This window comes from Amycolatopsis thermalba, assembly GCF_023376025.1.
Lineage (GTDB): Bacteria > Actinomycetota > Actinomycetes > Mycobacteriales > Pseudonocardiaceae > Amycolatopsis_E > Amycolatopsis_E thermalba.
Genome location: NZ_CP091196.1, coordinates 4,178,905 through 4,202,743, shown reverse-complemented (window position 1 = coordinate 4,202,743; position 23,839 = coordinate 4,178,905). Strand labels below are relative to the sequence as shown.

Below are 23,839 nucleotides of genomic sequence, written 5' to 3'. Positions count from 1 at the left end.
GGCCGGCGACCGCCGGCCACGCCCCACCCTCCCAGGAGACCCCATGACCAAGGCCGCCCGGAAGAACACGCAGGGGCCTGCCACGCACGCCGCCGACAGCCACGACCGCATCCGGGTGCACGGCGCGCGCGAGAACAACCTCAAGGACGTCAGCGTCGAGCTGCCCAAGCGCCGGCTGACCGTGTTCACCGGTGTGTCCGGCTCGGGCAAGAGCTCCCTGGTGTTCGGCACGATCGCCGCCGAATCGCAGCGGCTCATCAACGAGACCTACAGCGCCTTCGTGCAGGGCTTCATGCCGACGCTGTCCAGACCCGAGGTCGACGTGCTCGACGGGCTCACCACCGCGATCATCGTCGACCAGGAGCGGATGGGCGCCAACCCGCGCTCCACCGTGGGCACCGCCACCGACGCCAACGCGATGCTGCGCATCCTGTTCAGCCGTCTTGGCAAGCCGCACATCGGCTCGCCCCAGGCGTTCTCCTTCAACGTCGCCTCGATCAGCGGCGCGGGCGCGGTCACCGTGGAACGCGCCGGGCGGACCGTGAAGGAGCGCCGCAGCTTCAACGTCACCGGCGGCATGTGCCTGCGCTGCGAGGGCATGGGCCGGGTCTCCGACATCGACCTCACCCAGCTCTACGACGACAGCAAGTCCCTCAACGAGGGCGCGCTGACCATCCCCGGCTACAGCATGGACGGCTGGTACGGCCGCATCTTCAGCGGCTGCGGCTTCTTCGACCCGGACAAGCCCATCCGCAAGTACACCAAGCGCGAACTCAACGACCTGCTCTACAAGGAACCGACGAAGATCAAGGTCGACGGCATCAACCTCACCTACGAGGGCCTGATCCCGAAGATCCAGAAGTCGATGCTGTCCAAGGACGCCGAAGCGCTGCAGCCGCACATCCGCGCGTTCGTCGAGCGCGCCGTCACCTTCGCCACCTGCCCGGAGTGCGACGGCACCCGCCTGTCCGCGCAGGCCCGGTCGTCGAAGATCGACGGCCTCAGCATCGCCGACGCGTGCGCCATGCAGATCAGCGACCTCGCCGAGTGGGTCAAGGGCCTGGACGAGCCGTCCGTGGCGCCCCTGCTGGAATCCCTGCGGCACACCCTGGACTCGTTCGTCGAGATCGGGCTCGGCTACCTCAGCCTCGACCGGCCCTCCGGCACCCTCTCCGGCGGCGAGGCGCAGCGCACCAAGATGATCCGCCACCTCGGGTCCTCGCTCACCGACGTCACCTACGTCTTCGACGAGCCGACCATCGGGCTGCACCCGCACGACATCCAGCGCATGAACAACCTGCTGCTGCAGCTGCGCGACAAGGGCAACACGGTGCTGGTGGTCGAGCACAAGCCGGAGGCGATCGCGATCGCCGACCACGTCGTCGACCTCGGCCCGCGCGCCGGCACCGAGGGCGGGGAAGTGGTGTTCGAAGGCACCGTCGAGGGGCTGCGGGCCAGCGGCACGCTCACCGGGCGGCACCTGGACGACCGGGCCGCGCTCAAGCCGTCGGTGCGTGAGCCGTCCGGCAAGCTGGAGGTCCGCGGCGCGAACAAGCACAACCTGCGCGACGTGGACGTGGACATCCCGCTCGGCGTGCTGGTCGTCGTGACCGGCGTGGCCGGGTCGGGGAAGAGTTCGCTGATCCACGGCTCGGTGTCCGGCCGGGACGGGGTCGTGACGGTCGACCAGGGCGCGATCAAGGGGTCGCGGCGCAGCAACCCGGCCACCTACACCGGGCTGCTGGAGCCGATCCGCAAGGCGTTCGCCAAGGCCAACGGCGTCAAGCCCGCGCTGTTCAGCGCGAACTCCGAGGGCGCGTGCCCGGCCTGCAACGGTGCCGGCGTGATCTACACCGACCTCGCGATGATGGCCGGCGTGGCCACCACCTGCGAGGAGTGCGAGGGCAAGCGGTTCCAGGCCGAGGTGCTGGAGTACAAGCTGGGCGGGCGCGACATCAGCGAGGTGCTCGCGATGCCGGTGGCCGAGGCGCTCCCGTTCTTCGCGGACGGCGAGTCGAAGGTGCCGGCGGCCCACAAGATCCTCACCCACCTGGCCGACGTCGGGCTCGGGTACCTGACGCTGGGGCAACCGCTGACGACGCTGTCCGGTGGGGAGCGGCAGCGGCTCAAGCTGGCCACCCACATGGGGGAGAAGGGCGGCGTGTACGTCCTCGACGAGCCGACGACGGGCCTGCACCTGGCCGACGTCGAGCAGCTGCTGGCCCTGCTGGACCGGCTCGTGGACGCCGGCAAGTCGGTCATCGTGATCGAACACCACCAGGCCGTGATGGCCCACGCGGACTGGATCATCGACCTGGGCCCCGGCGCGGGCCACGACGGCGGCTCGATCGTGTTCGAGGGCACGCCGGCGGAGCTGGTCAGCAAGCGATCCACGCTGACCGGTGAGCACCTGGCCGAGTACGTGGGTTCCTGAGCGCGGGGGAGCCGGTGCCGGTTACGGCTTGTAGACGTACGGGGTCGTGGTGCCCAGAGCGGTAAAGCCGAGCCGGTGGAGGATCGGCCGGCTCTCGTCGGAGGCGTCCACCTGCACATAGCGGTAGCCGTGCTGGGCGGCGACCTCGACGCGGTGTGCAACCAACGCCCGGTAGATCCCGCGGCCGCGCCAGGCGGGTACGGTGCCACCGCCCCAGAGGCTGGCGAACTCAGTGCCCGGGTGCAGTTCCAGCCGCGCCCCGCCGACCGGCACGTCGCCGGCCATCGCGACGACCATGCTGACGGTCCCCGGGCTCTCGGCCAGCATGTCGAGCAGGCTCGGCCGTAGCCAGTCCGCGGTCGTCTCGAACGCTTCCTCGTGCGCGGACAGCATGAGCTCCACGTCGGCTGGCGTGGTCACCGGATGCAGCCGGACACCCTCGGGCAGTCCGCCGCCATCGGGCAAGTCGGCGATCCGGGCAATCATCAGGGCCTCTCCGGACCCAGCCTCGAACCCGGCCGCCAGCAGCAGCTCGCCGAGATTGTCCGGCTGGTCGTGCGAGTAGTGCTTCCACTCGAACTCGCGGCCAAGCTCAGCGAAGAACTGCACCTGCTCGGCGATCGCCGACCGCGCCGTGGCCGCGTCCAGGCCGGACCAGACGACTGCGCTCCAGCCGCCCTTAACGCCGACCTGCCGCACCACCTTGCCGACCCGCTCGATCCCGGCGCCGGGTGCGTCCGGGAGGGCATCCCGCCGCATCTGACGGTCGAAGAGAGCGAGTACTTCAGAAGCATCCATCGGGCGCATCCCAGCACGGGCGAGAGGGCTCGCCAAGCGGATTACCACCCACTTGGCGGGGAGCCGCCGCCGCAATGGGACATCACGGTCGAGTCCGGCCGCTTTGCTGTCCGACCTCGCCACCGAACCCGAACCTCACCGCGCTGTGCCCCTCTTTCCGACGTTGTCGCGGTCGCCGATAATGCACATTATGTCAAGTAGCTGCATCAGAGGCGGGCGTCGCCCCACACTCACCACCCTCAACACGCTGCGGCGCAGGCGGAATTTGAGTGCTCTGGTGAGTGCTCATCGCGGACGAATCTGGGTGGCAGACCTCTGGCCGGCCGCCCACGACATCCGATGGGAAGCACTCCACGGCTACACCGCTGGATCGGGGTTCAGCGCTGAGCGGCCAGCACTGCCGCGAGACCCTCTCGCAGGTCCTTGACGAAATACCCGGGCATCTCCAGCGATGGGAAGTGTCCCCCGGTTTCGGGTGCCCTCCATCGGACGATCTGGCGGAACCGCTGCTGCGCCCAGGGGCGCGGGTACTTCTCGATGTCGCGGGGATACACCGTGATCGCGGACGGGACGTCGACCCGCAGGTCGGGGTCCAGCGAGTTGTGGCTTTCGTAGTAGATGCGCGCCGATGACGCGCCGGACCACGTCAGCCAATACAGGGTGACGTTGTCGAGCACGCGGTCCCGGGAAATCGTTTCGAACGGGCTGTCTTCGGTGTCCGACCATTCGGCGAACTTGTCCAGGATCCAGGCAAGGAGCCCGACCGGTGAGTCGACGAGCGAGTAGCCGATCGTCTGCGGCCGGGTCGCCTGCTGCTTCGCGTACGCCGCGTGGTGGTGCCAGAAATGGTGGGTTTCCTCGGTCCACGCGCGCTCGACCGCCGTCAGCCCGTCGGCTGTCAGCCCGGGCGGCGCCTGCGCGGTCGTGGTGTGGATGCCGAGAACGTGCTCCGGGAACCGGCCACCGAGGATCGTGGTGATCACGCCTCCCCAGTCGCCGCCGTGGGCCAGGAACTCGCGGTAGCCGAGCCGTCCCATCAGCTCCGCCCAGGCGGCCGCGATCTTTTCGGTGCCCACCCCGTGGTGGCCGGCTTGTCGCTGTAACCGAACCCCGGCAGCGAGGGCACCACGACGTGGAACGCCGGCGCGTCCGCGTCTTCCGGATCCGCCAGCTCGTCCGCCACGTCGATGAACTCGGCAACGCTGCCCGGCCAGCCGTGCGTCACGATCAGCGGAGTGGCATCCGCCCGCGCGGATCGGCGGTGCAGGAAATGGATTCCCACATCGTCGATCGTCGTGCGGAACTGGCCGATCCGGTTGAGCCGCGCTTCGAACGACCGCCAGTCGTACCCGGTGCGCCAGTAGCCCACGAGCTCGGTGAGGTCGGCGAGCGGAACGCCCTGGTCCCACCGCCGCGGATCGGGCGCGGCCCGGTAGACCGTCTCGGCCTCCGGCAGCCGCGCGGCGGCCAGTCGCGCGCGCAGATCGTCGAGGTCGGCGTCGGGTGCGTGGGCTTCGAATGCTTCTACCTCGGGCATGAGACCTCCTCAGCGTCGTGGAACCGGCTAAGACGGTTCTAACAGGTCTTCGTGCCGGGGGCAACCTGCTAAGGTGGTTCCATGCCGGCTGGGTTCCCTGACTTCCGCCTCGGCCCCGTGCTGGCGACCAGCTTCACGGGAACTCTGTCGGAGCGGCACGGCAAGCCGGTGGAGCGCATTCCCGTCCCGCAACGACTCGTCGATTGGCTGGCGGTGAGCGGCCTCGCCGTGGAGTCCTGCACCACAGCCCAGCTCGAACTCGCCCGGGAACTACGGGAATCGATTCACGCCGCCGCGACAGCGGCCGCGCTCCACGACCCTCTCCCCGCGTCCGCTGTCCGAGTCATCAACGACCGCAGCGCTCAGGGCAGGGCCGCGGCTGTCCTGACGCCCGAGGGCAAGCGGCGATGGCAACTCAGCTCGGCAACCCGCGTGGAAGACGCCCTGGGCGTGATCGCCGCCGACGCGATCAGCATCATCGCCGGCGAACGGGACGGCAGGCTGGCCTTGTGCGCATCGGCGACCTGCCGGGCTGCCTTCTTCGACACCAGCCAGAGCCGCACCCGCAAGTGGTGTGACATGAACACGTGCGGGAATCGCCAGAAGAAGGCGCGCTTCAACGCCGCCCATCGCAAAAGCTCCTAGGCGTACCCGGCGGGCGCAAGCGCGGCCGCCCGTTCTGCCCGGTCCAGGATTCCCAGACGACCGGCCGGGGCGGCTCATGCGCCCGGTTTCGCCCGTGGTCGGGTCACCGTGCCCGTCCGTTGATCAGGGGAAATCCGTCTGCTCGGTCCCCTCCCCCGGCCAACCTGCTCGACGAGATGGCGCGGCTCCGGGCGCGGGCCCGGGCGGACCGGCACGCCTACGTCCCGCCGCTGATCCTGTTCGGCGTGCTCGCGCCGCTGGGGACCGCCGCCCGCCCGCCGCTGTTCGTCGTCGCGGGTGTGTGGTTCGGCGAACCTCGCAGTCGGCGGAGCCCTGTCGCTCCGCTCGAAGCTCGATAGCCGGACCGCGCGCGGCGTCACCACCGCCGCCGCGATGGTCTTCGGCCTCGTCGCGGGGCTGGTCCTGCTCGCGGGCGGCGCGGTCGCGGCGTGGCACGAGCGGCGGGCGCGCGCGTGAGCGAGCACCCCGCGGCGGGCCTGGACGAGACCGTGCACCAGCGGCACCGGCTCGGCATCCTCACGATCGCCGCCGAGGCCGGGCAGGTGGACTTCGGATACCTGCGCCGGACCCTCGCCAGGTGCCGGGAACCTGTCCCGGCACCTGGCGATCCTCGAGGAGGCCGGGGGCTACTCCTCGAGCCGGTTGGTTCCCCCACCTTCGCGGGTCGCCCAGGTGAAGTGCTCGGTGAGGCGCCACCGTCCGTCGGGCAACCGGGTCACCTCGCCCTCCGAGTGGCCGCTGTCGACGGTCCCGTCGGTCTGGATCTGCAGGTAGTGGAAGCGGGCCCGGGCGCCGTCGAGGGTGCCGGCCAGCCAGCCGTCGGCGATCCCGCCGCCGCCGTAGCGCGCGGTGATCGCCTCGCCGTTCTGGTCGAAGCAGAAGACGGTCCCGGGGCCGAGCGCCGAGCTCTCCGCCGTCGCGACGGTGCGCAGCACGACGCCGTCCAGGAAACCGGTGCCGGACAGGCGGTCGAGCAGGTCCCGGACGGGCCCGGCCGCGGCCTCGGGAACCCCGTAGTAGTCGAAGATCCCGCCGCGCTCGCTGTTCTGCCCGCAGATCACGAACAAGCCGCTCCCGGTCGAGGCCTTGACGCGAGAGGACAGCCAGCCCACGAACCCGCTGTCGTCGGCGCCCTTCGGGAGCACGACGCGGAACACCGCGAACCGCTCACCAGCTCCGGCGGCCGGGCACAGGGCGCTGGGGCGGCCTTCGTCGCGGACGAGCGCGATCGCGTCCGCACGGCGGACGGCATCCGCACCTTCGACGAAGGACCAGGCCCCGGGCAGCCAGTCGATCGTGCTCGCGCGGAACACCCGGCGCAGCCGGGCTTCGGTCTGGGCGCCCGTTTCCCGGGAGATCGTCACCATGACCAGAGGCTCGCACGAGCCGAACTAATGAGTCAACCCATTAGTTTGGTACGGTGTCGTCGATGACCGAACCCCTGGCACTGGCCTTCGCCAACACCCGGTCCTCGCCCGGGCGGGACCGGATCGCGACCGTCGAGCGGTTCCGGGCGTGGGCCCGGCCCTGGCCCGCCCTGGCCGCGTGCGTAGCCGCGATGCCGCCGGACGCGCTGCCGGAGGTTCTCGCGCGACGGGACGCCACACAGGTCGTTCTGCACCACCTCGCGGCCGGCGAAGCACCGCCGGCCGGAGAACTGGCGTTCGCCACCGCACCCGGGCTCGCCCGCGCGGAGTTCCGCGTGCGGCCCGCGGCCGGCGGTGTCGCGGTGGACGACGCCGGACCGGAGGCCGTCCCGCAGGTGCTCGGCCGCGCGGTGGTGGACTTCCTGCTCGGCCCGCAGATCGCGCACCTGCGGCGATGCCAGGGCGGTGGCTGTCACAAGGTCTTCGTCTCCGCCCGCGCCGACCGCCGCTGGTGCGACAGCAAAGTCTGCGGCAACCGCGCCCGCGTCGCCGCCCACGCACGCCGCAGCCGTTGAGCTGCCCTGTTCCGGAGGTTCTCGTGTCCCTGCCGTCCGAGCCGGCGATCGTCCTGCTCACCGGGATCCAGGCGGCCGGCAAGTCCACCGTCGCGCAGATGCTCGCCGAGCGGCTTCCCCGGTCGGTGCACGTGCGTGGTGACGGGTTCCGCCGGATGATCGTCAACGGGCGCGCCGACATGAGCCCGGACCCCTCCGCCGAAGCGGCGGTCCGGCAGCTCCGCCTGCGTCACCGCCTCACCGCGGCCACCTGCGACGCCTACTTCGACGCCGGGTTCACGGTCGTCGCGCAGGACGTCGTTCTCGGGGAACACCTCGGCGAGATGGTCGAGCTGATCCGGCGGCGGCCCCTGCTGGTGGTCGTGCTCGCGCCGCGGCCCGAAGCCATCGCCGCCCGCGAGGAGGGGCGCGGCAAGACCGCCTACGACGACTGGGCGATCACCCAGCTCGACGCGGTGCTCCGGCGTGACACGCCCCGCCTCGGACTGTGGCTCGACTCCTCGGACCAGTCCCCCGCCGGCGCGGGCGAGGAAATCCTCGCCCGCGCCTGGACCGAGGCGCGCGTCAGCTCTGCGGCAGGTTCTCCCACAGGCCGATGACGTTGCCCTCGGTGTCGGTGAAGTACGCGTAGCACCCCATGCCCGGGATCTCGGTGCGGCCCACCAGTTTGGCGCCGCCGAGCTGCTCGACCTTCCCCAGCGTCTCGTCGATGCTCGCCACGTCGATGGTGATCACCGGGCTCTTCGGGGCCGACTCCTCGCGCGCGAACATGCCGCCGTTGATGAAGCCGGGTTCGCTCGGCATGCCCTGCTCGGAGGTCGGGCCGGTGGCCACGCTGGTGTAGTTCATGTCCGGCATCTCGGTGACGTTCCAGCCGAACGCCTCGCGGTAGAAGCCGCGCGCGCGTTCGCCGTCGTCGAACGGGATTTCGAAGTGGACGATCCTGCCGCTCATCGCCGTCTCCTGCCATGGCTCGATGGGTCACCGACGCTAGGCCCGGCCACGGGGACGCGGCCAGAGGATTTGGTCCCGCTGTCACCCGGTCAGGTCGTTCTGGTGGCCCGGTCGTGTGTCAACGCCGCCGTGGGCTTCGCGGCGGCCGAGCATGGGAGGCCGGAGCGACGAAAGGACCGTGCGATGGCGACCAAGCTGCAGAGCCGCTGGCGGCGGCTCCTCGACCAGCACCCGGCCTGGGAGGACGCGGACGACCTGGACAACCTCGCGTTCGACCCGCCCCGCGAGTCCCTCACCGACCACAGCGACTGCCCCATCGCGCCCACCTGCGACGGCTGCGGCTCGACGGAGGACCTGCGGGTGGCCACGTCGGTGTTCAGCCGCCCCGACGGCTACGACGTGGCCTGCGCGACCGTGTGCGCGCGCTGCGCCGGGCGGCCGTTCCTGTTCCTGCTGACCGAACGGCAACTGCGCTGCGCGTTCGACGCGCACAGCACGCATCTCCCCCGGCCCTGACCTGCCGGATCTGCCGTGGCCGCAGGAGGACCGGGCTGCTGCTCCGCACGTGAGTCCTCAGACGTCTGCAGTGCTACCGTGCGCCCATGACGGAGCTGCGCCGTGGACCGGTCGTGCCCCAGGTCGCGAGCCTGCTGCGGCAGCGGCTCCGGCGCGGTGACTGGCGGCCCGGCGACCGGCTGCCCAACGAGGTCCAGCTCGCCGCGGAGTTCGGGGTCGGGCGCTCGTCGGTGCGGGAGGCGGTTCGCCTGCTGGTCCAGGACGGGCTCCTGGACGTCCGGCACGGCTCCGGCACGTTCGTCGCCGCCGGGACGGCCGACACCGGCGACGTGCGGCGGCTGGTGCGGCGCGCGCGGGTGCTCGAGGTGTACGAGGTCCGCCGTGCGCTCGAGGTCGAGGCGGCGCGGCTCGCCGCACGGCGGGTCCGGCCCGAGGACGTCGAGCGTCTGCGCGCCGGCCTGCGGAAACGGCAGGACGAGCGTGGCGCGGACCCGGCGGTGTTCGTCGACGCCGATCTCGCCTTCCACCGCGGCGTGGTGGAGCTGTCCGGCAACGCGCTGTTGCTCAGCCTGTTCACGGCCGCGGAGCCGGTGCTGCGCGAGATCCTGACCGACCTGGTTCGCCACGAGACGCAGCTGCCGGACTCCTCCGCCGCCCACGCCGACCTCCTGGACGCCCTCGAACGCGGCGACGCGGACGCGGCCGTCGCCGCCACGGTCGCCAACCTCGAACCCGTGCTCCGCGGCCTCCGCTCAGCTCCCGCCTAGCCCCCGCCCCCGGCGGGCCACGAGCGCCGTGGCGTCCAGCTCGTCGGAGGTCGCCACACGCGGGACCAGTCCGGCGCCGGTGGCGGCGCGGACCAGTGCCGGCGCCTGGCGTTCGCTCGTTTCGATCAGGAGGTGCCCGCCCGGCGCGAGCCAGGCCGGGGCACCGGCTATGACGCGGCGGGCGATGTCCAGGCCGTCGGCGCCGCCGTCGAGTGCCAGCTGGGGTTCGTGCAGGCGTGCTTCCGGCGGCATCAGCGCGACAGCTTCGGTGGGTACGTACGGCACGTTCACGACCAGCAGGTCCACCCGCCCGCGCAGCCCGTCCGGCAGCGCGGCGTACAGGTCGCCTGCGAACACCGCACCGGGCACGTTCCGGCGCGCGCACCGCACCGCGGCCGGGTCGAGGTCGGCGGCGTACAGCTCGGCGAGGTCGAGTTCCGCGGCCAGCGCGGCGCCCAGCGCGCCGGAGCCGCAGCACAGGTCGACGGCCACCGGACGCGCCGGGGCGAGCCGGACCGCCTCCTCGACCAGCAGCTCGGTGCGCCGCCGGGGCACGAACACGCCCGGTTCGACGTGGATGCGCAGGCCGCGGAACCCGGCCCAGCCGAGGACCTGTTCGAGCGGTTCGCCGGCGATCCGGCGGGCGGTCAGGGTCTCCAGCTCGGCCGGGGTGGCCGCGGCGGCCAGCAGCAGCCGGGCCTCGTCTTCGGCGAAGACGCAGCCGGCGGCGCGCAGGCGGCCGGCGACGACGGTTTCGGAATCGACGGACACGAAAGAGCGCCTTTCACGGGGGAAACGGGCGCTCGCGGCTCACTCGTCGCCGGAGGCGAGCACCCGGGTTGGCGGAACGGAAACGGGTCTCACCTCCTCGGTCGGTCGTGGTGATCACCCTAGCGGAGGCGGCGGGGTACAGCACCGCGGCCGCTCTCGCGCCGGCACGGAACGGTCGGCGCGTCTGAGTAAGATCATCGCGCGTGGACGAGAATGCGCGCCTGAACGTCGTCGTTTTCCAGGTGAACGGCGACGAGGACGATCTGTTGCGGGCAGCGGCGCCGGCCCAGGCCGAGGACGCCATCCGGCAGGCCTGGCGCCAAGTCCAGCGGGAGCGGCAGGTCCAGCCGCCCGACATCACCCGCGTGCACAGCGTCTGGCAGCCCTCGCGGGTGGACCGGATCTTCCTCGCCGCGACGTTTCGCGGTGCCGAGATCACGCACGACTTCGACCGCCCCGCCGACGGCGACTGGGACACAGCCTTCGAAGCCGCCCGCGAGGAGAACACGAAGGTGCAGCTCGAGAGCCTGCGCGACGCGTTCGTGCGGGCCGAATCCGAGGGGGAATGGCTGCCCATCCTCCACACCTACGACGGTCCGCTGAAGCTCTACTACTCGCTGCCGCTGGTGGACGACCGGCTGCACCTCGGCTTCGCCAGGGCGACCGCCACGCCCGAGGGCCGGGTCGGCATGTCCCACCTGCTGAGGAACCAAGCCGATGCCTTGAGCGAGGACGAGTTCCACGAGCTGATCGACGAAGCGGTCGGCAACCTCCGGCGCGGGCTCATCGTCAAGGTCGCCCCGGACCCGGACAAGGGCCCCCTGGTCATCCTGGAGCGCGGCGACAACAGCCTGTGCGCCGCGTCCGCGGTCGTGATGGACGACTTCGCCGAGACTATCGGCGCGCACGTCGGCGAGGACCAGCTGCTGGCGGCGCTGGTCAGCCCGGACCACATCTACGTCGCCGGTGTGAGCTCCGGCTGGGCTCCGGAGCTCACCGAGTGGGTGCGCACCTCGCCCGACACGAGCGGCGACCTGGTGCCCACCCTCCTGCGGGTGGACAGCCACGGCATCCGGGAGATCATCGCCGAGCGGCCGACCGGCCGGGTCCCCGCGAGCACTTCCGTGTGATCCGGCGGGTGAGCCTGCCAGCCGGCCGAGGCCGCGGTGCGGACGACCTCACGCCGGGCGGCGGATCTCCGGCCGGTCGATGATCCGCAGCCAGGTGCCGTCCGGCTGCCGCCGCGCGACCTGCACCCGTCCCCCGGTGTCGTCGGCCGGCTTGGTCGAGCACAGCGCCAGGTCGCCGTAGTAGACGGTCGGCATCGGTTCCTCGACCTGGAACTCACCGCCCTGCTCCACCAGGCGCTCCAGCACCTCCCGGATCGCGTCGCGGCCGACCGTCTGCGAGCCGGGCGGGAACGCCAGCACCGCGTCCTCGGCGTACAGCTCGGCCAGCGCCTTCGCGTCCCGCGCGTTGGCGCGCTCCACGAACATCACGGCCAGATCCTCCGGCCTCCGGGCCTTGTCGATCATGTTTCGCTCCCTTCCTCTCCACCCAGCCTCTCGCCGCACGAGCCAGAAGTCCAAGAGCTGGTAGGTCTCGCTACTAGAATCAGCGGTTATGGAACTGCGGCAGCTCGAGTACTTCGTGACGGTCGCCGAGGAGGGCAACTTCACCCGCGCCGCCGAACGCGTGCACGTGGCCCAGCCCGGCGTGTCGGCGCAGGTCCGGCGCCTGGAGCGGGAGCTGGGGCACGAGCTGCTGGACCGCTCCGGCCGCACGGTCCGGCTCACCGAGGTCGGCGCCGCGGTCCTGCCCTACGCCCGCGCGGCGCTGACCGCCGTCGCCGGGGCGCGGCTGGTCGCCGACGAGTTCCGCGGCCTGGTCCGGGGCAAGATCGCCTTCGGGATGGTCACCTCGCACAGCTTCGACGTGCCCGGCCTGCTGGCCGCATTCCACGACGAGCACCCCGGTGTGGAGATCACGCTCGTCGAAGGCCGCTCCGAGCAGCTGGCCGAGGACATCCGCGGCGGGCGCCTGGACGCGGGGATCGTCAGCCTCGCCACCGACGAACGACCACCCGGCCTGGACGTCCTGGTCCTCACCGAGCAGGCCATCACCGCGGCGGTCGGCCTGGACGACGAGTGGGCCGGCCGAGCCGAGGTCCCGCTGGCGCACCTGCGGGACCGGCCGCTGATCAGCCTGCCCGCCGGCACCGGCCTGCGCGCCCGCCTCGACGAGGCCTGCGCCGCGCGGGGCCTCACCCCGCGGATCGGGTTCGAGGCCGGGCACCCCGCGGTGCTGGCCGACCTCGCCGCGCGCGGGCTGGGCGTGGCGATCCTGCCGGAGTCGGTGGCCACGACCCGGCCCGACCTGCACGCGATCACGATCACCGATCCCCCGCTGCGCGGCTGCCTGGTCCTCGCCTGGCGGGCGGCGGGCCCGGTGAGCCCGGCGGCGCGGGTGTTCCTCGGCCGCGCCCGCGCCGCACTGCGCTGAGTACCCGCCCGATGCCGGAAAAGGATTCGCCCGGGCTGGCTAGGGTGAGGACCATGCCCGCCGAGCAGCCCGCCGCCTGGCGGCCGAGCGACACCGAGCTCTTCACCACCCACGGCGACGCGTTCGTGCCGCACCGGCGCGAGCAGATCGCGGTCGTCTGCGACCTCCTCGCCGGCATCCCGGAACCGCGCGTGCTCGACCTGTGCTGCGGTGAGGGCCTGCTCTCCGCGGAGTACTTGCGCCGCGACACCCGGGCCCGCGTCATCCTGCTCGACGGCTCACCCGAGATGCTGGACAAGGCGGCTGCCCGCCTCGCGCCGTTCCCGGGCCGGTGGGAACGGGTGCGGGCGGACATCCACGACCGGGACTGGCGGCGCGGCGCGTTCGGTGGCGTGATGACCTCGCTCGCCGTGCACCACCTCGACGGCGCCGGCAAGCGCGAGCTCTACCGCGACCTGCACGGCATGCTCGTGCCCGGCGGGGTGTTCGTCATGGCCGACCTGGTCGAACCCGCGGGCGCCCGGGCCCGCGCGGTGGCCGCCGAGCACTGGGACCGCGCCGTGCGCGACGCGGGCGGCGACGAAGCCGCCCGGGCGTTCGAGCGCGCGGAGTGGAACTACTACCGCCTGCCCGGCCCCGACCCGCTCGACACGCCCTCCTCGGTCGCCGAGCACCTGACCTGGCTCGCCGACGCCGGGTTCGCCGACGCCGACGTGGTCTGGCTGCACGCCGGCCACGCGATCTTCACCGCCACCCGCCCCTGAGAGGAACCTCCATGTTCACCGGCCTGTCCGCCTTCCCGCTCACCCCGATCACCGGCACCGGCCTCGACACCGCCGCCTACGCCCGGCTGGTCGAGCGCCTCGCCGCGGCCGGGGTCGACTCGATCGGCGCGCTCGGCTCCACCGGCTCCTACGCCTACCTGACCCGCGACCAGCGCGCCGAGGCGGCCAAGATCGCCGTCGGCGCGGCGGCGGGCACCCCGGTGATGGTCGGCATCGGCGCGCTGACCACGAGCGAGGTCCTCGCGCTGGCCGAGGACGCCCAGAACGCCGGCGCGGCCGCGGTGCTGCTCGCCCCGGTCAGCTACCAGCCCCTCACCGACGACGAGGTGTTCGGCCTCTACGAAGACGTCACCCGCGAACTGTCGGTCCCGCTGTGCGTCTACGACAACCCGCGCACCACGCACTTCCAGTTCAGCGACGAGCTGCACGGCCGCATCGCCGGACTGCCCGGCGTGGGCTCCATCAAGATCCCCGGCGTGCCCGCCGGCGCCAAGGCCCGGGTGGACGCCCTGCGCGCCCGCATCCCGGACACCGTCACGATCGGGATCAGCGGCGACCCGTTCGCCGCCGCCGGACTCGCCGCCGGCTGCGACGCCTGGTACTCGGCCCTCGCCGGCACGTTCCCGGACGCCGCCCAGGCGATCATGCGCGATCCCGCCGAGTCGGAGCGCCTGCGACCGCTGTGGGACCTGTTCGCCCGCCACGGCGGCATCCGCGTCCTCGCCGCCGCGGCCACCCACCTCGGCCTGACCGGCGATCGCGTCCTGCCCCGCCCGCTGCGCGAACTCGACGGCCCGGCGCGGGAGGAGGTCATCGCCACGCTGGCGGCGCTCAGCCTGTAGCCCGCCGCGCCCGCAGGACGGTGTCCCGCGTGTACCGGCCGGGTGTGGCGCGCGGCCGGATCTCGTCGACCAGCACGGTCCACTCCGCGGCGAGCAGCGCGGCGATGTCGGCCGGGTGGTAGTAGTCGGCCGGGTCGAACCCCTCGCGCGCGGTCAGCTCGGCGGGATCGTGACTGGTCACCAGCAACGTGCCCCCGGGCGCGACCGCGGCGAGCAGTCCGCGCAGCACGCCGGGGTCGGCCTTGGGCAGCGGGACGTAGTGCGCCGACACCAGGTCGAAGCAGCCCGCGGGTGGCGCCATGGCCGTCAGGTCGGCGTGCATCCACGCCACGCGCCCGGTGTCGTCCGCCGCGGCCGCCCGTTCCAGCGCGACGCGGGAGGCGTCGACCGCGGTGACGTGCCAGCCCCGCCGCGCCAGCCACAACGCGTCGGCCCCTTCCCCGCAGCCCGCGTCCAGCGCCTGCCCCGGCGCCAGTCCGGCGGCTTCGGCGACCAGCACCTCGTTGGGTTCGCCGCTGAACACCCGCTCGCGGCTGCGGTACATCTCGTCCCAGTCCATGACCACCACGGTGCCCCGCACGCCCGCCGGCTGACAAAGTTCTTTGCGGAATCGGCAAAGCCGCGGGCACAGTGGAGAGATGAGCGAGGAGTTCGACGCCGTGCTCGGCGCCGTCGGCCCGCGGCTGCGTGAGCTGCGCCGGCGCCGCGGCACCACCCTGACCGCCCTGTCGGAGGCCACCGGCATCCCGGTCAGCACCCTGTCCCGCCTGGAATCCGGGCAGCGCGCCCCGAGCCTGAAACTGCTGCTGCCGCTGGCCAAGGCCCACCAGGTGCCGCTCGACGACCTCGTCGGCGCGCCCGCCACCGGCGACCCGCGCGTCTACCCGCGGCCCCGGACCCACCACGGCATGACCGTCATCCCGCTCACCCGCAAACCCGGCGGGCTGCAGGCCTTCAAACAGATCCTCCCGGCCGGGCCGTCCGGGCTCGACCCCGATCCGCGCTCGCACGAGGGCTACCACTGGCTCTACGTCCTCGACGGACGGCTCCGGCTCGTCCTCGGCGACCAGGACCTCGTCCTGTCCGCCGGCGAGGTCGCCGAGTTCGACACCCACCTGCCGCACTGGTTCGGCAACGCCGACACCGGCCCGGTCGAGTTCCTGAGCATCCTCGGCCCGCAGGGCGAACGCTTCCACATCCGGGCCCGCTACCGGCCCTCCTGACCCTCCGGCGGGTTGCGCCGCACCCGGCGGCTGCGCCACTTGCTCGCCAGGCGGGAGTGCGGCTGCCACTCCAGCCCGTTGGGCAGGTTCCACCCGAACTTCACGGCCGCCAGCCGGAACGACAACGCCCCGACCACCCCGGCCACGACACCCACCAGCGGGGCGCCCAGGTAGTGGCAGATCACCATCGTGGCCGCGACGGCCGCGGCGACCGTGCCGTAGAGCGCGTTGCCGCCGAACACCGCGGGCACGCGCCGCAGCATGATGTCCCGCAGCGCGCCGCCCCCGACCGCGGTGGCCGTGCCCAGCAGGATCGCCGGCAGCCAGCCCAGCCCGGCGGCCAGCGTCTTCTGCGCCCCGGTGACCGCCCAGAACCCGATCACCGCCGCGTCCAGAGCCGTGAACAGCTTGTCCCACGCGCTCTCGCTGATCGAGATCACGAACGACAGCAGCGCACCGGCCAGCGCGGTCGGCAGGTAGGCGTAGTCGGTCAGCGCGACCGGCGTGCCGTGCTGCAGCAGCGTGTCCCGGATGACCCCGCCGCCGAGCCCGGACACGCTGCCCACCACCAGGAACCCGAACAGGTCCAGCCGCTCGCTCCGCGCGATCGCGCCGCCGAGGATCGCGCAGGCGAACACGCCGGCCAGATCGAGGTAACGCGTGACGTGGTTGATCGCCTCGACCGCCGTTCCACCCGCCATACCGGGCACCCTAGTCCGCAGTGGACGGACGATCAGGACACGGCGAGGCACTCCGCGCAGCGCGGCACCCGCTCGCCTCCGGGCACGTGCTCGATCGCCGTCCAGATGCGCCGCCGCTCACCACACCGCGCGATCCGGTAGCCCAGGTAGGGCTGCTCGTCGGCGAACAGGTGGGCCCGCCGCTCGTCGGCGAACGGGGCCGGCACGTCCGGCACGAACCACGGGAGCGCCTCGAACAGGCTGAGCTGGTCCTTCGCCTTCACCGTGGCTCCTCCACGCGTCGTGCTCCTGCGTGGACGGTACCCGCGGGGTCCGACGAGGATGCGCAGCCGGCCCCTCACTTCCCGGCGGATGCGCGGGGCGTGAGACCGAGCGCGGTGACGGCACCGAGGGCCGTGGCACCGGCGATGAACCACCACGCCGCCCGGAAGCCCGCGCCCGACCCGGCGTCGAGCGTGCCGAGCGCGGCGACCAGGACGGCCACCCCGAGCACGTACCCGAGCTGGCGGCCGGTGTTGACCACGGCGCTGCCGGTCGCCGCCCGGGCGGGTGGGAGGCCCGCCGTCGCGGCGGCGAGCATGCTGGGCAGCGCGAGCCCGATGCCGATGCCGGTCACGATCCAGCCGGGCAGGATGTCCGTCCCGAACCGCGCCTGCGCGGAGGCGTTGCACGCCAGCATCACCGCGCCCACGCAGAACACCAGGTTGCCCACGGCCACGAGCCGGCCCACCGACAGGTACCGGACCAGCCGCTGGCCGACGACGGCGAAGATCGGGACCATCAGCGGCCCCGGCAGGATCGCGACACCGGTGGCGATGGCGCTGTACCCGGCGACGTTCTCCAGCCACAGCACGACGCTGGGGAACAGCGCCCCGAACGCCGTGCAGAACACCAGCACCGTGACGTTCGCCCAGGCGAAGGCCGGCACCCGGAACAGGGCCGGATCCACGACCGGCGCCGGATGCCGCAGCACGCGCGCGACCAGGAACGCGATGCCGAGCACCCCGGCGCCGAACGCGGCCAGCGTCGCCGCCCCGGCCCAGCCCCACTCGTCGCCCTTCACCAGCCCGAGCGCGACCGCGAGCACGACGGCGCCGAGCGGGTCGGGCAGCCGGGTGATCGAGTCGTCGCGGGACTCGGGCACCAGCCGCAGCGCCCCGGCGAAGGCCACCACACCGACCGGCAGGTTGATCAGGAACACCCAGTGCCAGGACAGCTCGACCAGCGCCCCGCCGGCGACCGGGCCGAGCGCGGCGGCGAACGAGCTGGTGGTCGCCCAGATCTTCACCGCGCCCGCGCGCCGCTCGGCGGGCAGGGCGGTGAGCAGGAGCCCGAGGCTGGTCGGCGTCAGCACCGTGGCCCCGGGGGCCTGCAGCACCCGGAACGCGACCAGCCACCAGAGCCCGGGCGCAGCCCACGCTGGCGAGGGTGAAGACGGTGAGCCCGACGAGGAAACCCGCCTTGCGGCCGTGCCGGTCCGCCAGCCGCCCGGCCGGGATCAGCAGCGCCGCGTAGACGATCGTGTAGCCGTTGAGCACCCAGCTCAGGTCCGCCGGCGACGAGCCGTCGAAGCTCGCGCCGATGTCGGTGAAGGCCACGTTGACCACGAAGACATCGAGCATGGCCGTGAACGCGGCCGAGCGAGCCCGCCGTGATGGAAGGTCCGCTCGCGGACCTCAGCTCGTGGAAGACCGACCACTGTTCGCTGGTCAAGGCCCTGGAGATCGTCGGCACGAAGTCGGCGCTGCTGATCCTGCGCGAGGCGTTCTACGGCACCACCCGGTTCAGTGCCTTCGCCTCCCGGGTCGGGATCACCGAGACGGCCGCGGCCCGGCAGCTGCGGCACCTCACCGAGGCCGGCCTGCTCCACAAGCAGCCCTACCGGGACGTGGGCGGCCGCACGCGCGACGAATACGTGCTCACCGACATGGGCCGCGACCTGCTCCCGGTCGTGCTCGGCCTGATGCAGTGGGCGGACAAGTACCTCCAGGACGGCGGGCCCCCGCTGCTCTACGTCGACCACGACACCGGGGCCCCGGCCCGGGTCGGCCTGCGCACCGACGAGGGGCACCCGGTCGAGCTGGACCAACTGGGCGTCCGGCTCAACCCCGCCTGGCGGCGGCCCCGGCCGGGCAGCTGATCCGCCGGCTCGGCGCCGGCTAGGACAACGCCGTCGCCGCCGCGTTGCGGATGTGGTCACGCCACAGGGCGCTCGCCCCATCGGCGTCCCGCGCCGCGATGCGCTCCACGACCTCTTCGATCTCGGCGATGCTGGACCGCGGACGCCCCTGGTGGGCCAGGGACCGCGCACGCAGCTGCGCCAGGCGGCCGTGCAACAGCCGCGCCTGGGCGTGCAGCACGTCATTGCCCGCGCCCGAGTACAGCACGTCGTAGAACTTGTTCTTCGTGCTGAGCATGCGGGTCACCCGGCCGGACTCGTGCGCCGCCTTGACCTTCGCGAACGCCTCACGCAGGCGGGTCATCACGTCGTCGTCGGCCCGTTCCACGAACAGCCGCACGGCGAAGCACTCGAGCGCCTCACGCACCTCGTAGATCGCCCTGGCCTCGTCGTCGCTCAGCTGCGCGACGGTCGGGCCCTTGTGCGGCGGGATGACCAGGAACCCCTCGGCCTCCAGCTGGCGGCAGGCCTCGCGGATGGTGTTGCGCGAGACGTCGAGCCGTTCGCACAGCTCGCGTTCGACCAGCCGCTGCCCGGGTTTGAGCACACCACTGACGATGTCGGCGCGGATGGCCTCGACCGCCTGGGTGCGGACCGGCGCCGCGGCATGGACCACCTTCACGCCCGCCAGCCTAACGATTGCCCGATTGTAGGTCAAACTCTTCCGATCTACTGTGACCAAAGAAGCAGGTCATAGACTTGTATTTGACCGATTGTGGGACAATCATCTAGCGTCCTGGTCACCCGAAGACGACCAGAAAGGCGCATCCATGCCCCCGTCATCGCCGGACACCTCCGCCGAAGGTGTCACCCGCTACGGCCTGTTCATCGGCAACCAGCAGATCGCCCCGATCGACGGCGAGTACCTCGACGTCGTCAACCCGGCGACCGGCCGCGTGTGGGCCCAGGTGCCCGACGCCTCGGCCAAGGACGTCGACGCCGCGGTGGACAGCGCGCGCCGCGCCTTCGACGACGGCGACTGGCCCGCCTGGCGCGCGGCCGACCGGGCGAAGTTCCTCATCCGGTTCGGCGAGGCGATCGCGGACAACGCCGAGGAGATCGCCCAGCTGCAGGTCAACGAGAACGGCAAGCTGATCCGCGAGATGGCCGGCCAGGCCAAGCTGATGCCCGAGTACTTCAACTACTACGCCGGCCTGGCGCAGATGCCGACCGGCAGCACCAACCCGCTGCACGTGCGGCAGATGATCAACTACACGGTGCGCGAGCCGCTCGGCGTGGTCGCCGCCATCACGCCGTGGAACTCGCCGTTGCTGCTGCTGGTGTGGAAGCTCGGCCCGGCGCTGGCCGCGGGCAACACCGTGATCGCCAAACCGTCCGAGGTCACCCCGGTGTCGGCCATCCGCTTCGCCGAGCTCGCCGCCGAGGCCGGTCTGCCCCCGGGCGTGTTCAACGTCGTCACCGGCCTGGGGCACCCGTCGGGCACCACGCTGACCGGGCACCCCGGCGTGGACAAGATCGCGTTCACCGGCTCGACCGCCACCGGACAGGCCATCGCGTCCCAGGCCGGCAAGACGCTCAAGCGCGTGTCGCTGGAGCTGGGCGGCAAGTCACCCAACATCGTCTTCGACGACGCCGACCTCGACAGCGCGCTCAACGGCCTGGTCGCCGGGATCTTCGGCGCCAGCGGCCAGACCTGCATGGCGGGATCGCGCATCCTGGCGCAGGACAGCGTCTACGACCGCGTCGCCGAGGAGTTGGCGCGCCGCGCCGAGGCGATCCGGGTGGGCGACCCGCAGGACCCGGCCAGCGAGATGGGCACCATCGCCTCCCGCGCCCAGTACGACAAGGTCCTGTCCTACATCGACGTCGCCAAGGACGACGGCGCCCGGCTCGTGGCCGGCGGCGGCCCGGCGCGGGTCGAGGGCCTTCCCGACGGGTTGTTCCTCCGCCCGACCGTGTTCGCCGACGTCACCAACGAAATGCGGATCGCGCAGGAAGAGGTGTTCGGCCCGATCGCCGCCCTCATCCGGTTCACCGACGAGGACGAGGCCGTGCGCATCGCCAACGACACCCAGTTCGGCCTCGCCGCGGGCGTGTGGACCGGCAACGTGCAGCGCGCGCACCGCGTCGCGGGCCGCCTGCGCGCGGGCACGGTGTGGATCAACAACTACCGCAAGACCTCCTACGCCGCCCCGTTCGGCGGCTACAAGCAGAGCGGCCTCGGCCGCGAGAACGGCGCCGACGCGCTGCGCGAGTACACCGAGGAGAAGAGCGTCTGGGTGGACACCGGCCAGGGCGTCAAGGACCCCTTCAACCCGCGCGCCTGACACAGGAGAAGAGCATGACGACATCGGCATCGTCGCCGGACCCGGTGCCGCAAACCGGTCACCGCCGGCGCGCTCGGCGAACTGGCCGCCGCACTGGAACTGCCCGCGGACCGGCTCGCCGAGACCGTCGCCGCGTACAACGCGTCCGTTGTGGACGGTCCCTTCGACTGGCGGCGGCCGGACGGCAAGCACACCGCGGGCCTCACCCCACCCAAGAGCAACTGGGCGCTGACCATCGACGAGGCGCCGCTGCTGGCCTATCCCGTGGCGTGCGCGATCGTGTTCACCTTCGGCGGCCTGGCGACCGACGCGGACGCCCGCGTCGTCGGCGAGCGGGGCACGCCCATTCCCGGCCTGTACGCGGCGGGCGAATGCACCGGCATCTACCACGACAAATATCCCGGCGGCACATCCGTGCTGCGCGGCATGGTGTTCGGGCGGGTGGCCGGCCGCGCGGCCGCCACGGCCTGACCCGTCCGGAGGAGGGCCCATGACGGCTCCCATCTCGGTGCCAGCCACTTCGAAGGCTGGCACCGCACCCGGCACGTTCCGCACCCTGCTCGGCGCCGGCATCGGCAACACGCTTGAGTGGTACGACTGGAGCGTCTACGCCATCTTCGCCCCGTTCTTCGCCAAGCAGTTCTTCGTCGGTGGCGACGCCACGAGCGCACTGCTGTCCACCCTGGCCGTGTTCGCGGTCGGGTTCCTGATGCGCCCGCTCGGCGGATTCCTCTTCGGCTGGCTCGCCGACCGCCGCGGACGGCGGTTTTCGCTGACCACGTCGATGGTCACCATGGCGGTGGGCAGCCTCATCATCGGGATCGCGCCCACCCACGCGGCCATCGGCGTCGGCGCGGCGGTGATCCTGCTGCTCGCCCGGCTGCTGCAGGGCCTGGCCCACGGCGGCGAGATCGCCGCCTCCTACACCTACGTCGCCGAGATCGCGCCCGCCGCGCGCCGCGGACTGTGGTCGACCAGCCTCTACATCTCGGTCACCGCCGGGATCGTGCTCGCCTCGCTCATCGGCGCGGCGGGATCGAGCGTGTTCGGTGAGCAGGCCCTGCGGGACTGGGCCTGGCGCGTGCCGTTCCTCATCGGCGGTGTCCTCGGTTTCGTCGGCCTGTACCTGCGGCGCACCCTCAAGGAAACCGACGCCTACACCGAGGGCGCCACACCACGCAGCACGCGCGAGCTGGTGCGTGCGCTGGCCCGCAACAAGAGGAGCCTGGCCCGGATCCTGGGTCTGACCGCCGGTGTCACCGTCGTCTACTACATCTGGGCAGTCGGTGTGTCGGGGTTCGCCATCAGCGCCAAGGGCGTCGACGCGACGGCGGGACTGTGGGCCACGGTGGCGGCGAACGTGTTCTTCATGATCACGTTGCCGCTGTGGGGATGGCTGTCCGATCGCTTCGGCCGCAAACCGATCTTCATCGCCTACGGTGTCGCGTTCCTGGTGCTGTCGTTTCCGCTGATGACCCTGATCGACGACTCCGCGATCCGGCTCGGCGTCCTCATGGGAGTGGCGCTGTTCTTCCTCGGCGCGTTCGTCGGCATCATGCCGGCCTACTTCGCCGAGCTGTTCCCCACCGAGGTCCGCGCCTCCGGCGTCGGCGTGCCGTACTCGCTGATGGTCGCCGTCTTCGGCGGTACCGCACCCTACGTGCTGACCTGGCTGCACGCGCACCAGCTGGAGTGGGTGTTCTCCGGCTACCTCGTCGTGCTGGTCGCGATCGGACTGATCACCACCCTCCTCACCCCCGAAACCAAGGGCAGGCCCCTGACGTGAAGCGCCTGTCGTCCCGGGCGGACTCGATCCGCCCCTCGCCGACACTCTCGCTCAACGCCCAGCTCACCGCTCGCCGCACCGCCGGGGAGGAGGTGCTCAACCTCTCGGTCGGTGAGCCCGATTTCCCGATGCCCGACCGGGCCCGGGAGTACGCGGCGAAGGCGATCGCCGACGGGCGCAACCGCTACACCGACGTCGCCGGGATCCCCGAACTGCGGGAGCGCATCCGGCGCAAGCTCGCCGAGGACAACGCACTGGAGTACACACCCGACGACGTCGTGGTCGCCAACGGCGCGAAGCACGCCCTGTTCAACGCGTTCCTGGCGCTGTGCGAGGACGGGGACGAGGTCGTGGTGCCCGCGCCGTACTGGGTGACCTACCCGGAGCAGGTCCGGGTCACCGGCGCCCGGCCGGTGATCGTGCCCACCGCGGCCAAACTGACCGCGGAGCAGCTGGCGGCGGCAGTCACGCCGCGGACGAAAGCGGTGGTGCTCAACAGCCCCGGCAACCCGACCGGCGCGACCTACAGCCGGGCGGAGCTGGCGGCCCTCGCCGAGGTGGTCCTGCGGCACGACTTGTTCGTCGTGGAGGACCTGATCTACGAATACTTCCACTACGGGGACGGTGGAGTGCCCAGCATCGCCTCGCTCGGGCCGGAGCTGCAGGCCCGGACGGTGGTGGTGAACGGGGTGTCGAAGAGCTGCGCGATGACCGGCTGGCGCGTCGGTTACACGGCGGCGCCGCCGGAGATCGCCCGGCTCATCCGGCGGTTGCAGGGCCAGGCGACCTCGAACGTGTCCGTGGTCGCGCAGTACGCGGCGCTGGGCGCGATGGACGACGTGCCGTGGGACGCGATCAGGTCCTACCGGTACCGCCGCGACCTCGCCCACCGGAGGCTGACCGCGATCGACGGCGTGCGGTGCCCGTTGCCGACCGGGGCCTTCTACCTGTTCCCGGACGTCTCGGCGCTGCTCGCCGGACGTACGGCGGACGAGTTCTGCAGCGCTCTGCTGACCGAGACCGGGGTCGGCCTGGTGCCGGGCACGGGCTTCGGCGCGCCGGACCACGTGCGCCTCAGCTACGCGGTGGACATCCCCGTGCTGGACGAGGCGCTCGACCGGCTCGCGGCCTTCGCGGCCGCATGATCG

27 protein-coding genes and 2 pseudogenes are annotated in these 23,839 nt (G+C 72.1%); 17 read left to right on the top strand and 12 right to left on the bottom strand.

From position 1 onward, the window contains the following. The first annotated feature begins 43 nt into the window (after positions 1-43). Positions 44-2,434 (top strand): ATP-binding cassette domain-containing protein, encoded by a 2,391-nt coding sequence (locus L1857_RS20270; protein ID WP_116109152.1) that lies wholly within the window; start codon positions 44-46, stop codon positions 2,432-2,434. A gap of 21 nt (positions 2,435-2,455) precedes the next feature. Here the strand turns inward: L1857_RS20270 and L1857_RS20265 are convergent, their stop codons facing one another. Beyond that, a complete protein-coding gene (locus L1857_RS20265) occupies positions 2,456-3,232 on the bottom strand; it encodes a GNAT family N-acetyltransferase (RefSeq protein WP_249465888.1) in 777 nt (258 codons plus the stop codon). A 377-nt stretch (positions 3,233-3,609) separates the two neighbouring features. Further along, positions 3,610-4,769, bottom strand: a pseudogene (locus L1857_RS20260) (epoxide hydrolase family protein). A gap of 81 nt (positions 4,770-4,850) precedes the next feature. Here L1857_RS20260 and L1857_RS20255 point away from each other — a divergent pair. Together L1857_RS20255 and L1857_RS20250 are read left to right on the top strand one after the other, a co-directional pair. Continuing rightward, positions 4,851-5,414, top strand: a complete 564-nt coding sequence (locus L1857_RS20255) for a CGNR zinc finger domain-containing protein (protein ID WP_116109154.1) — start codon at positions 4,851-4,853, stop codon at positions 5,412-5,414. A gap of 297 nt (positions 5,415-5,711) precedes the next feature. Next, on the top strand, positions 5,712-5,891 hold the full coding sequence (locus L1857_RS20250) for a hypothetical protein (RefSeq protein ID WP_162830944.1): 180 nt from the start codon (positions 5,712-5,714) through the stop codon (positions 5,889-5,891). Between the two features lie 170 nt (positions 5,892-6,061). On the opposite strand, the gene L1857_RS20245 is transcribed toward L1857_RS20250, so the two are convergent. Continuing rightward, positions 6,062-6,802, bottom strand: a complete 741-nt coding sequence (locus L1857_RS20245) for a DUF6196 family protein (RefSeq protein ID WP_249465885.1) — start codon at positions 6,800-6,802, stop codon at positions 6,062-6,064. Positions 6,803-6,864: 62 nt separating this feature from the next. Between L1857_RS20245 and L1857_RS20240 the strand changes: the two genes are divergently transcribed. Beyond that, entirely contained in the window at positions 6,865-7,377 is a 513-nt protein-coding gene (locus L1857_RS20240; protein WP_116109160.1) for a CGNR zinc finger domain-containing protein, read from the top strand. Positions 7,378-7,400: 23 nt separating this feature from the next. Beyond that, the gene (locus L1857_RS20235) at positions 7,401-7,976 is read left to right on the top strand and encodes an AAA family ATPase (protein ID WP_167481491.1); all 576 of its coding nucleotides are present in this window, start codon (positions 7,401-7,403) and stop codon (positions 7,974-7,976) included. Here the strand turns inward: L1857_RS20235 and L1857_RS20230 are convergent. Next, positions 7,942-8,331, bottom strand: a complete 390-nt coding sequence (locus L1857_RS20230; protein WP_094002969.1) for a VOC family protein — start codon at positions 8,329-8,331, stop codon at positions 7,942-7,944. The two genes, L1857_RS20235 and L1857_RS20230, sit on opposite strands and share 35 nt — an antisense overlap. 183 nt (positions 8,332-8,514) lie before the next feature. Between L1857_RS20230 and L1857_RS20225 the strand changes: the two genes are divergently transcribed. Further along, complete coding sequence (locus L1857_RS20225) at positions 8,515-8,847, top strand: hypothetical protein (protein WP_094002970.1); 333 nt, start codon at positions 8,515-8,517, stop codon at positions 8,845-8,847. Between the two features lie 86 nt (positions 8,848-8,933). Beyond that, the gene (locus L1857_RS20220; RefSeq protein ID WP_249465882.1) at positions 8,934-9,614 is read left to right on the top strand and encodes a FadR/GntR family transcriptional regulator; all 681 of its coding nucleotides are present in this window, start codon (positions 8,934-8,936) and stop codon (positions 9,612-9,614) included. Here L1857_RS20220 and L1857_RS20215 read toward each other — a convergent pair. Continuing rightward, positions 9,600-10,385: a putative protein N(5)-glutamine methyltransferase gene (locus L1857_RS20215; RefSeq protein WP_249465879.1), complete on the bottom strand. Its 786-nt coding sequence runs from the start codon at positions 10,383-10,385 to the stop codon at positions 9,600-9,602. The genes L1857_RS20220 and L1857_RS20215 overlap by 15 nt on opposite strands. A 203-nt stretch (positions 10,386-10,588) precedes the next feature. Between L1857_RS20215 and L1857_RS20210 the strand changes: the two genes are divergently transcribed. Beyond that, entirely contained in the window at positions 10,589-11,515 is a 927-nt protein-coding gene (locus L1857_RS20210; RefSeq protein ID WP_116109168.1) for a hypothetical protein, read from the top strand. 48 nt (positions 11,516-11,563) lie between these two features. Here L1857_RS20210 and L1857_RS20205 read toward each other — a convergent pair whose 3' ends face one another. Next, positions 11,564-11,920, bottom strand: coding sequence for a YybH family protein (locus L1857_RS20205; protein ID WP_094002974.1), 357 nt, complete (start codon positions 11,918-11,920; stop codon positions 11,564-11,566). Positions 11,921-12,008: 88 nt separating this feature from the next. On the opposite strand from L1857_RS20205, the gene L1857_RS20200 reads away from it, so the two are divergent. From L1857_RS20200 to L1857_RS20190, 3 genes are read left to right on the top strand one after another with little or no spacing between them, the layout of a single operon-like run. Beyond that, positions 12,009-12,887: a LysR family transcriptional regulator gene (locus L1857_RS20200; RefSeq protein WP_249465877.1), complete on the top strand. Its 879-nt coding sequence runs from the start codon at positions 12,009-12,011 to the stop codon at positions 12,885-12,887. Positions 12,888-12,940: 53 nt separating this feature from the next. Continuing rightward, positions 12,941-13,651, top strand: coding sequence for a class I SAM-dependent methyltransferase (locus L1857_RS20195; RefSeq protein ID WP_116109173.1), 711 nt, complete (start codon positions 12,941-12,943; stop codon positions 13,649-13,651). A gap of 11 nt (positions 13,652-13,662) precedes the next feature. Continuing rightward, positions 13,663-14,514, top strand: a complete 852-nt coding sequence (locus tag L1857_RS20190) for a dihydrodipicolinate synthase family protein (RefSeq protein WP_094002977.1) — start codon at positions 13,663-13,665, stop codon at positions 14,512-14,514. On the opposite strand, the gene L1857_RS20185 is transcribed toward L1857_RS20190, so the two are convergent. Then, on the bottom strand, positions 14,504-15,073 hold the full coding sequence (locus tag L1857_RS20185; protein WP_094003132.1) for a class I SAM-dependent methyltransferase: 570 nt from the start codon (positions 15,071-15,073) through the stop codon (positions 14,504-14,506). The genes L1857_RS20190 and L1857_RS20185 overlap by 11 nt on opposite strands. Before the next feature lie 79 nt (positions 15,074-15,152). Between L1857_RS20185 and L1857_RS20180 the strand changes: the two genes are divergently transcribed. Further along, entirely contained in the window at positions 15,153-15,737 is a 585-nt protein-coding gene (locus L1857_RS20180) for an XRE family transcriptional regulator (protein ID WP_094002978.1), read from the top strand. On the opposite strand, the gene L1857_RS20175 is transcribed toward L1857_RS20180, so the two are convergent. The 4 genes and pseudogenes from L1857_RS20175 to L1857_RS35740 form a co-directional block, all read right to left on the bottom strand. Further along, a complete protein-coding gene (locus L1857_RS20175; RefSeq protein WP_094002979.1) occupies positions 15,722-16,438 on the bottom strand; it encodes a trimeric intracellular cation channel family protein in 717 nt (238 codons plus the stop codon). The two genes, L1857_RS20180 and L1857_RS20175, sit on opposite strands and share 16 nt — an antisense overlap. Positions 16,439-16,470: 32 nt before the next feature. After that, a complete protein-coding gene (locus tag L1857_RS20170; protein ID WP_094002980.1) occupies positions 16,471-16,701 on the bottom strand; it encodes a hypothetical protein in 231 nt (76 codons plus the stop codon). A gap of 74 nt (positions 16,702-16,775) precedes the next feature. Continuing rightward, positions 16,776-17,816: an MFS transporter gene (locus L1857_RS20165; RefSeq protein ID WP_283258018.1), complete on the bottom strand. Its 1,041-nt coding sequence runs from the start codon at positions 17,814-17,816 to the stop codon at positions 16,776-16,778. A 103-nt stretch (positions 17,817-17,919) separates the two neighbouring features. Further along, positions 17,920-18,060: pseudogene (locus L1857_RS35740) on the bottom strand (MFS transporter); the annotation flags it as partial. 32 nt (positions 18,061-18,092) lie between these two features. Here L1857_RS35740 and L1857_RS20160 point away from each other — a divergent pair. Beyond that, entirely contained in the window at positions 18,093-18,578 is a 486-nt protein-coding gene (locus tag L1857_RS20160) for a winged helix-turn-helix transcriptional regulator (protein ID WP_116109176.1), read from the top strand. A gap of 19 nt (positions 18,579-18,597) precedes the next feature. On the opposite strand, the gene L1857_RS20155 is transcribed toward L1857_RS20160, so the two are convergent. After that, positions 18,598-19,239 (bottom strand): GntR family transcriptional regulator, encoded by a 642-nt coding sequence (locus L1857_RS20155; protein ID WP_158224376.1) that lies wholly within the window; start codon positions 19,237-19,239, stop codon positions 18,598-18,600. A 148-nt stretch (positions 19,240-19,387) separates the two neighbouring features. Between L1857_RS20155 and L1857_RS20150 the strand changes: the two genes are divergently transcribed. From L1857_RS20150 to L1857_RS20135, 4 genes are all read left to right on the top strand, one after another. Beyond that, positions 19,388-20,905, top strand: a complete 1,518-nt coding sequence (locus tag L1857_RS20150; RefSeq protein WP_116109182.1) for an aldehyde dehydrogenase — start codon at positions 19,388-19,390, stop codon at positions 20,903-20,905. Between the two features lie 81 nt (positions 20,906-20,986). Further along, complete coding sequence (locus L1857_RS20145) at positions 20,987-21,376, top strand: FAD-binding protein (RefSeq protein WP_116109184.1); 390 nt, start codon at positions 20,987-20,989, stop codon at positions 21,374-21,376. A 19-nt stretch (positions 21,377-21,395) separates the two neighbouring features. Beyond that, entirely contained in the window at positions 21,396-22,691 is a 1,296-nt protein-coding gene (locus tag L1857_RS20140; RefSeq protein ID WP_116109187.1) for an MFS transporter, read from the top strand. Further along, on the top strand, positions 22,688-23,836 hold the full coding sequence (locus tag L1857_RS20135; RefSeq protein ID WP_116109189.1) for a pyridoxal phosphate-dependent aminotransferase: 1,149 nt from the start codon (positions 22,688-22,690) through the stop codon (positions 23,834-23,836). The genes L1857_RS20140 and L1857_RS20135 overlap by 4 nt, the downstream gene beginning before the upstream one ends. Positions 23,837-23,839 lie beyond the last annotated feature (3 nt).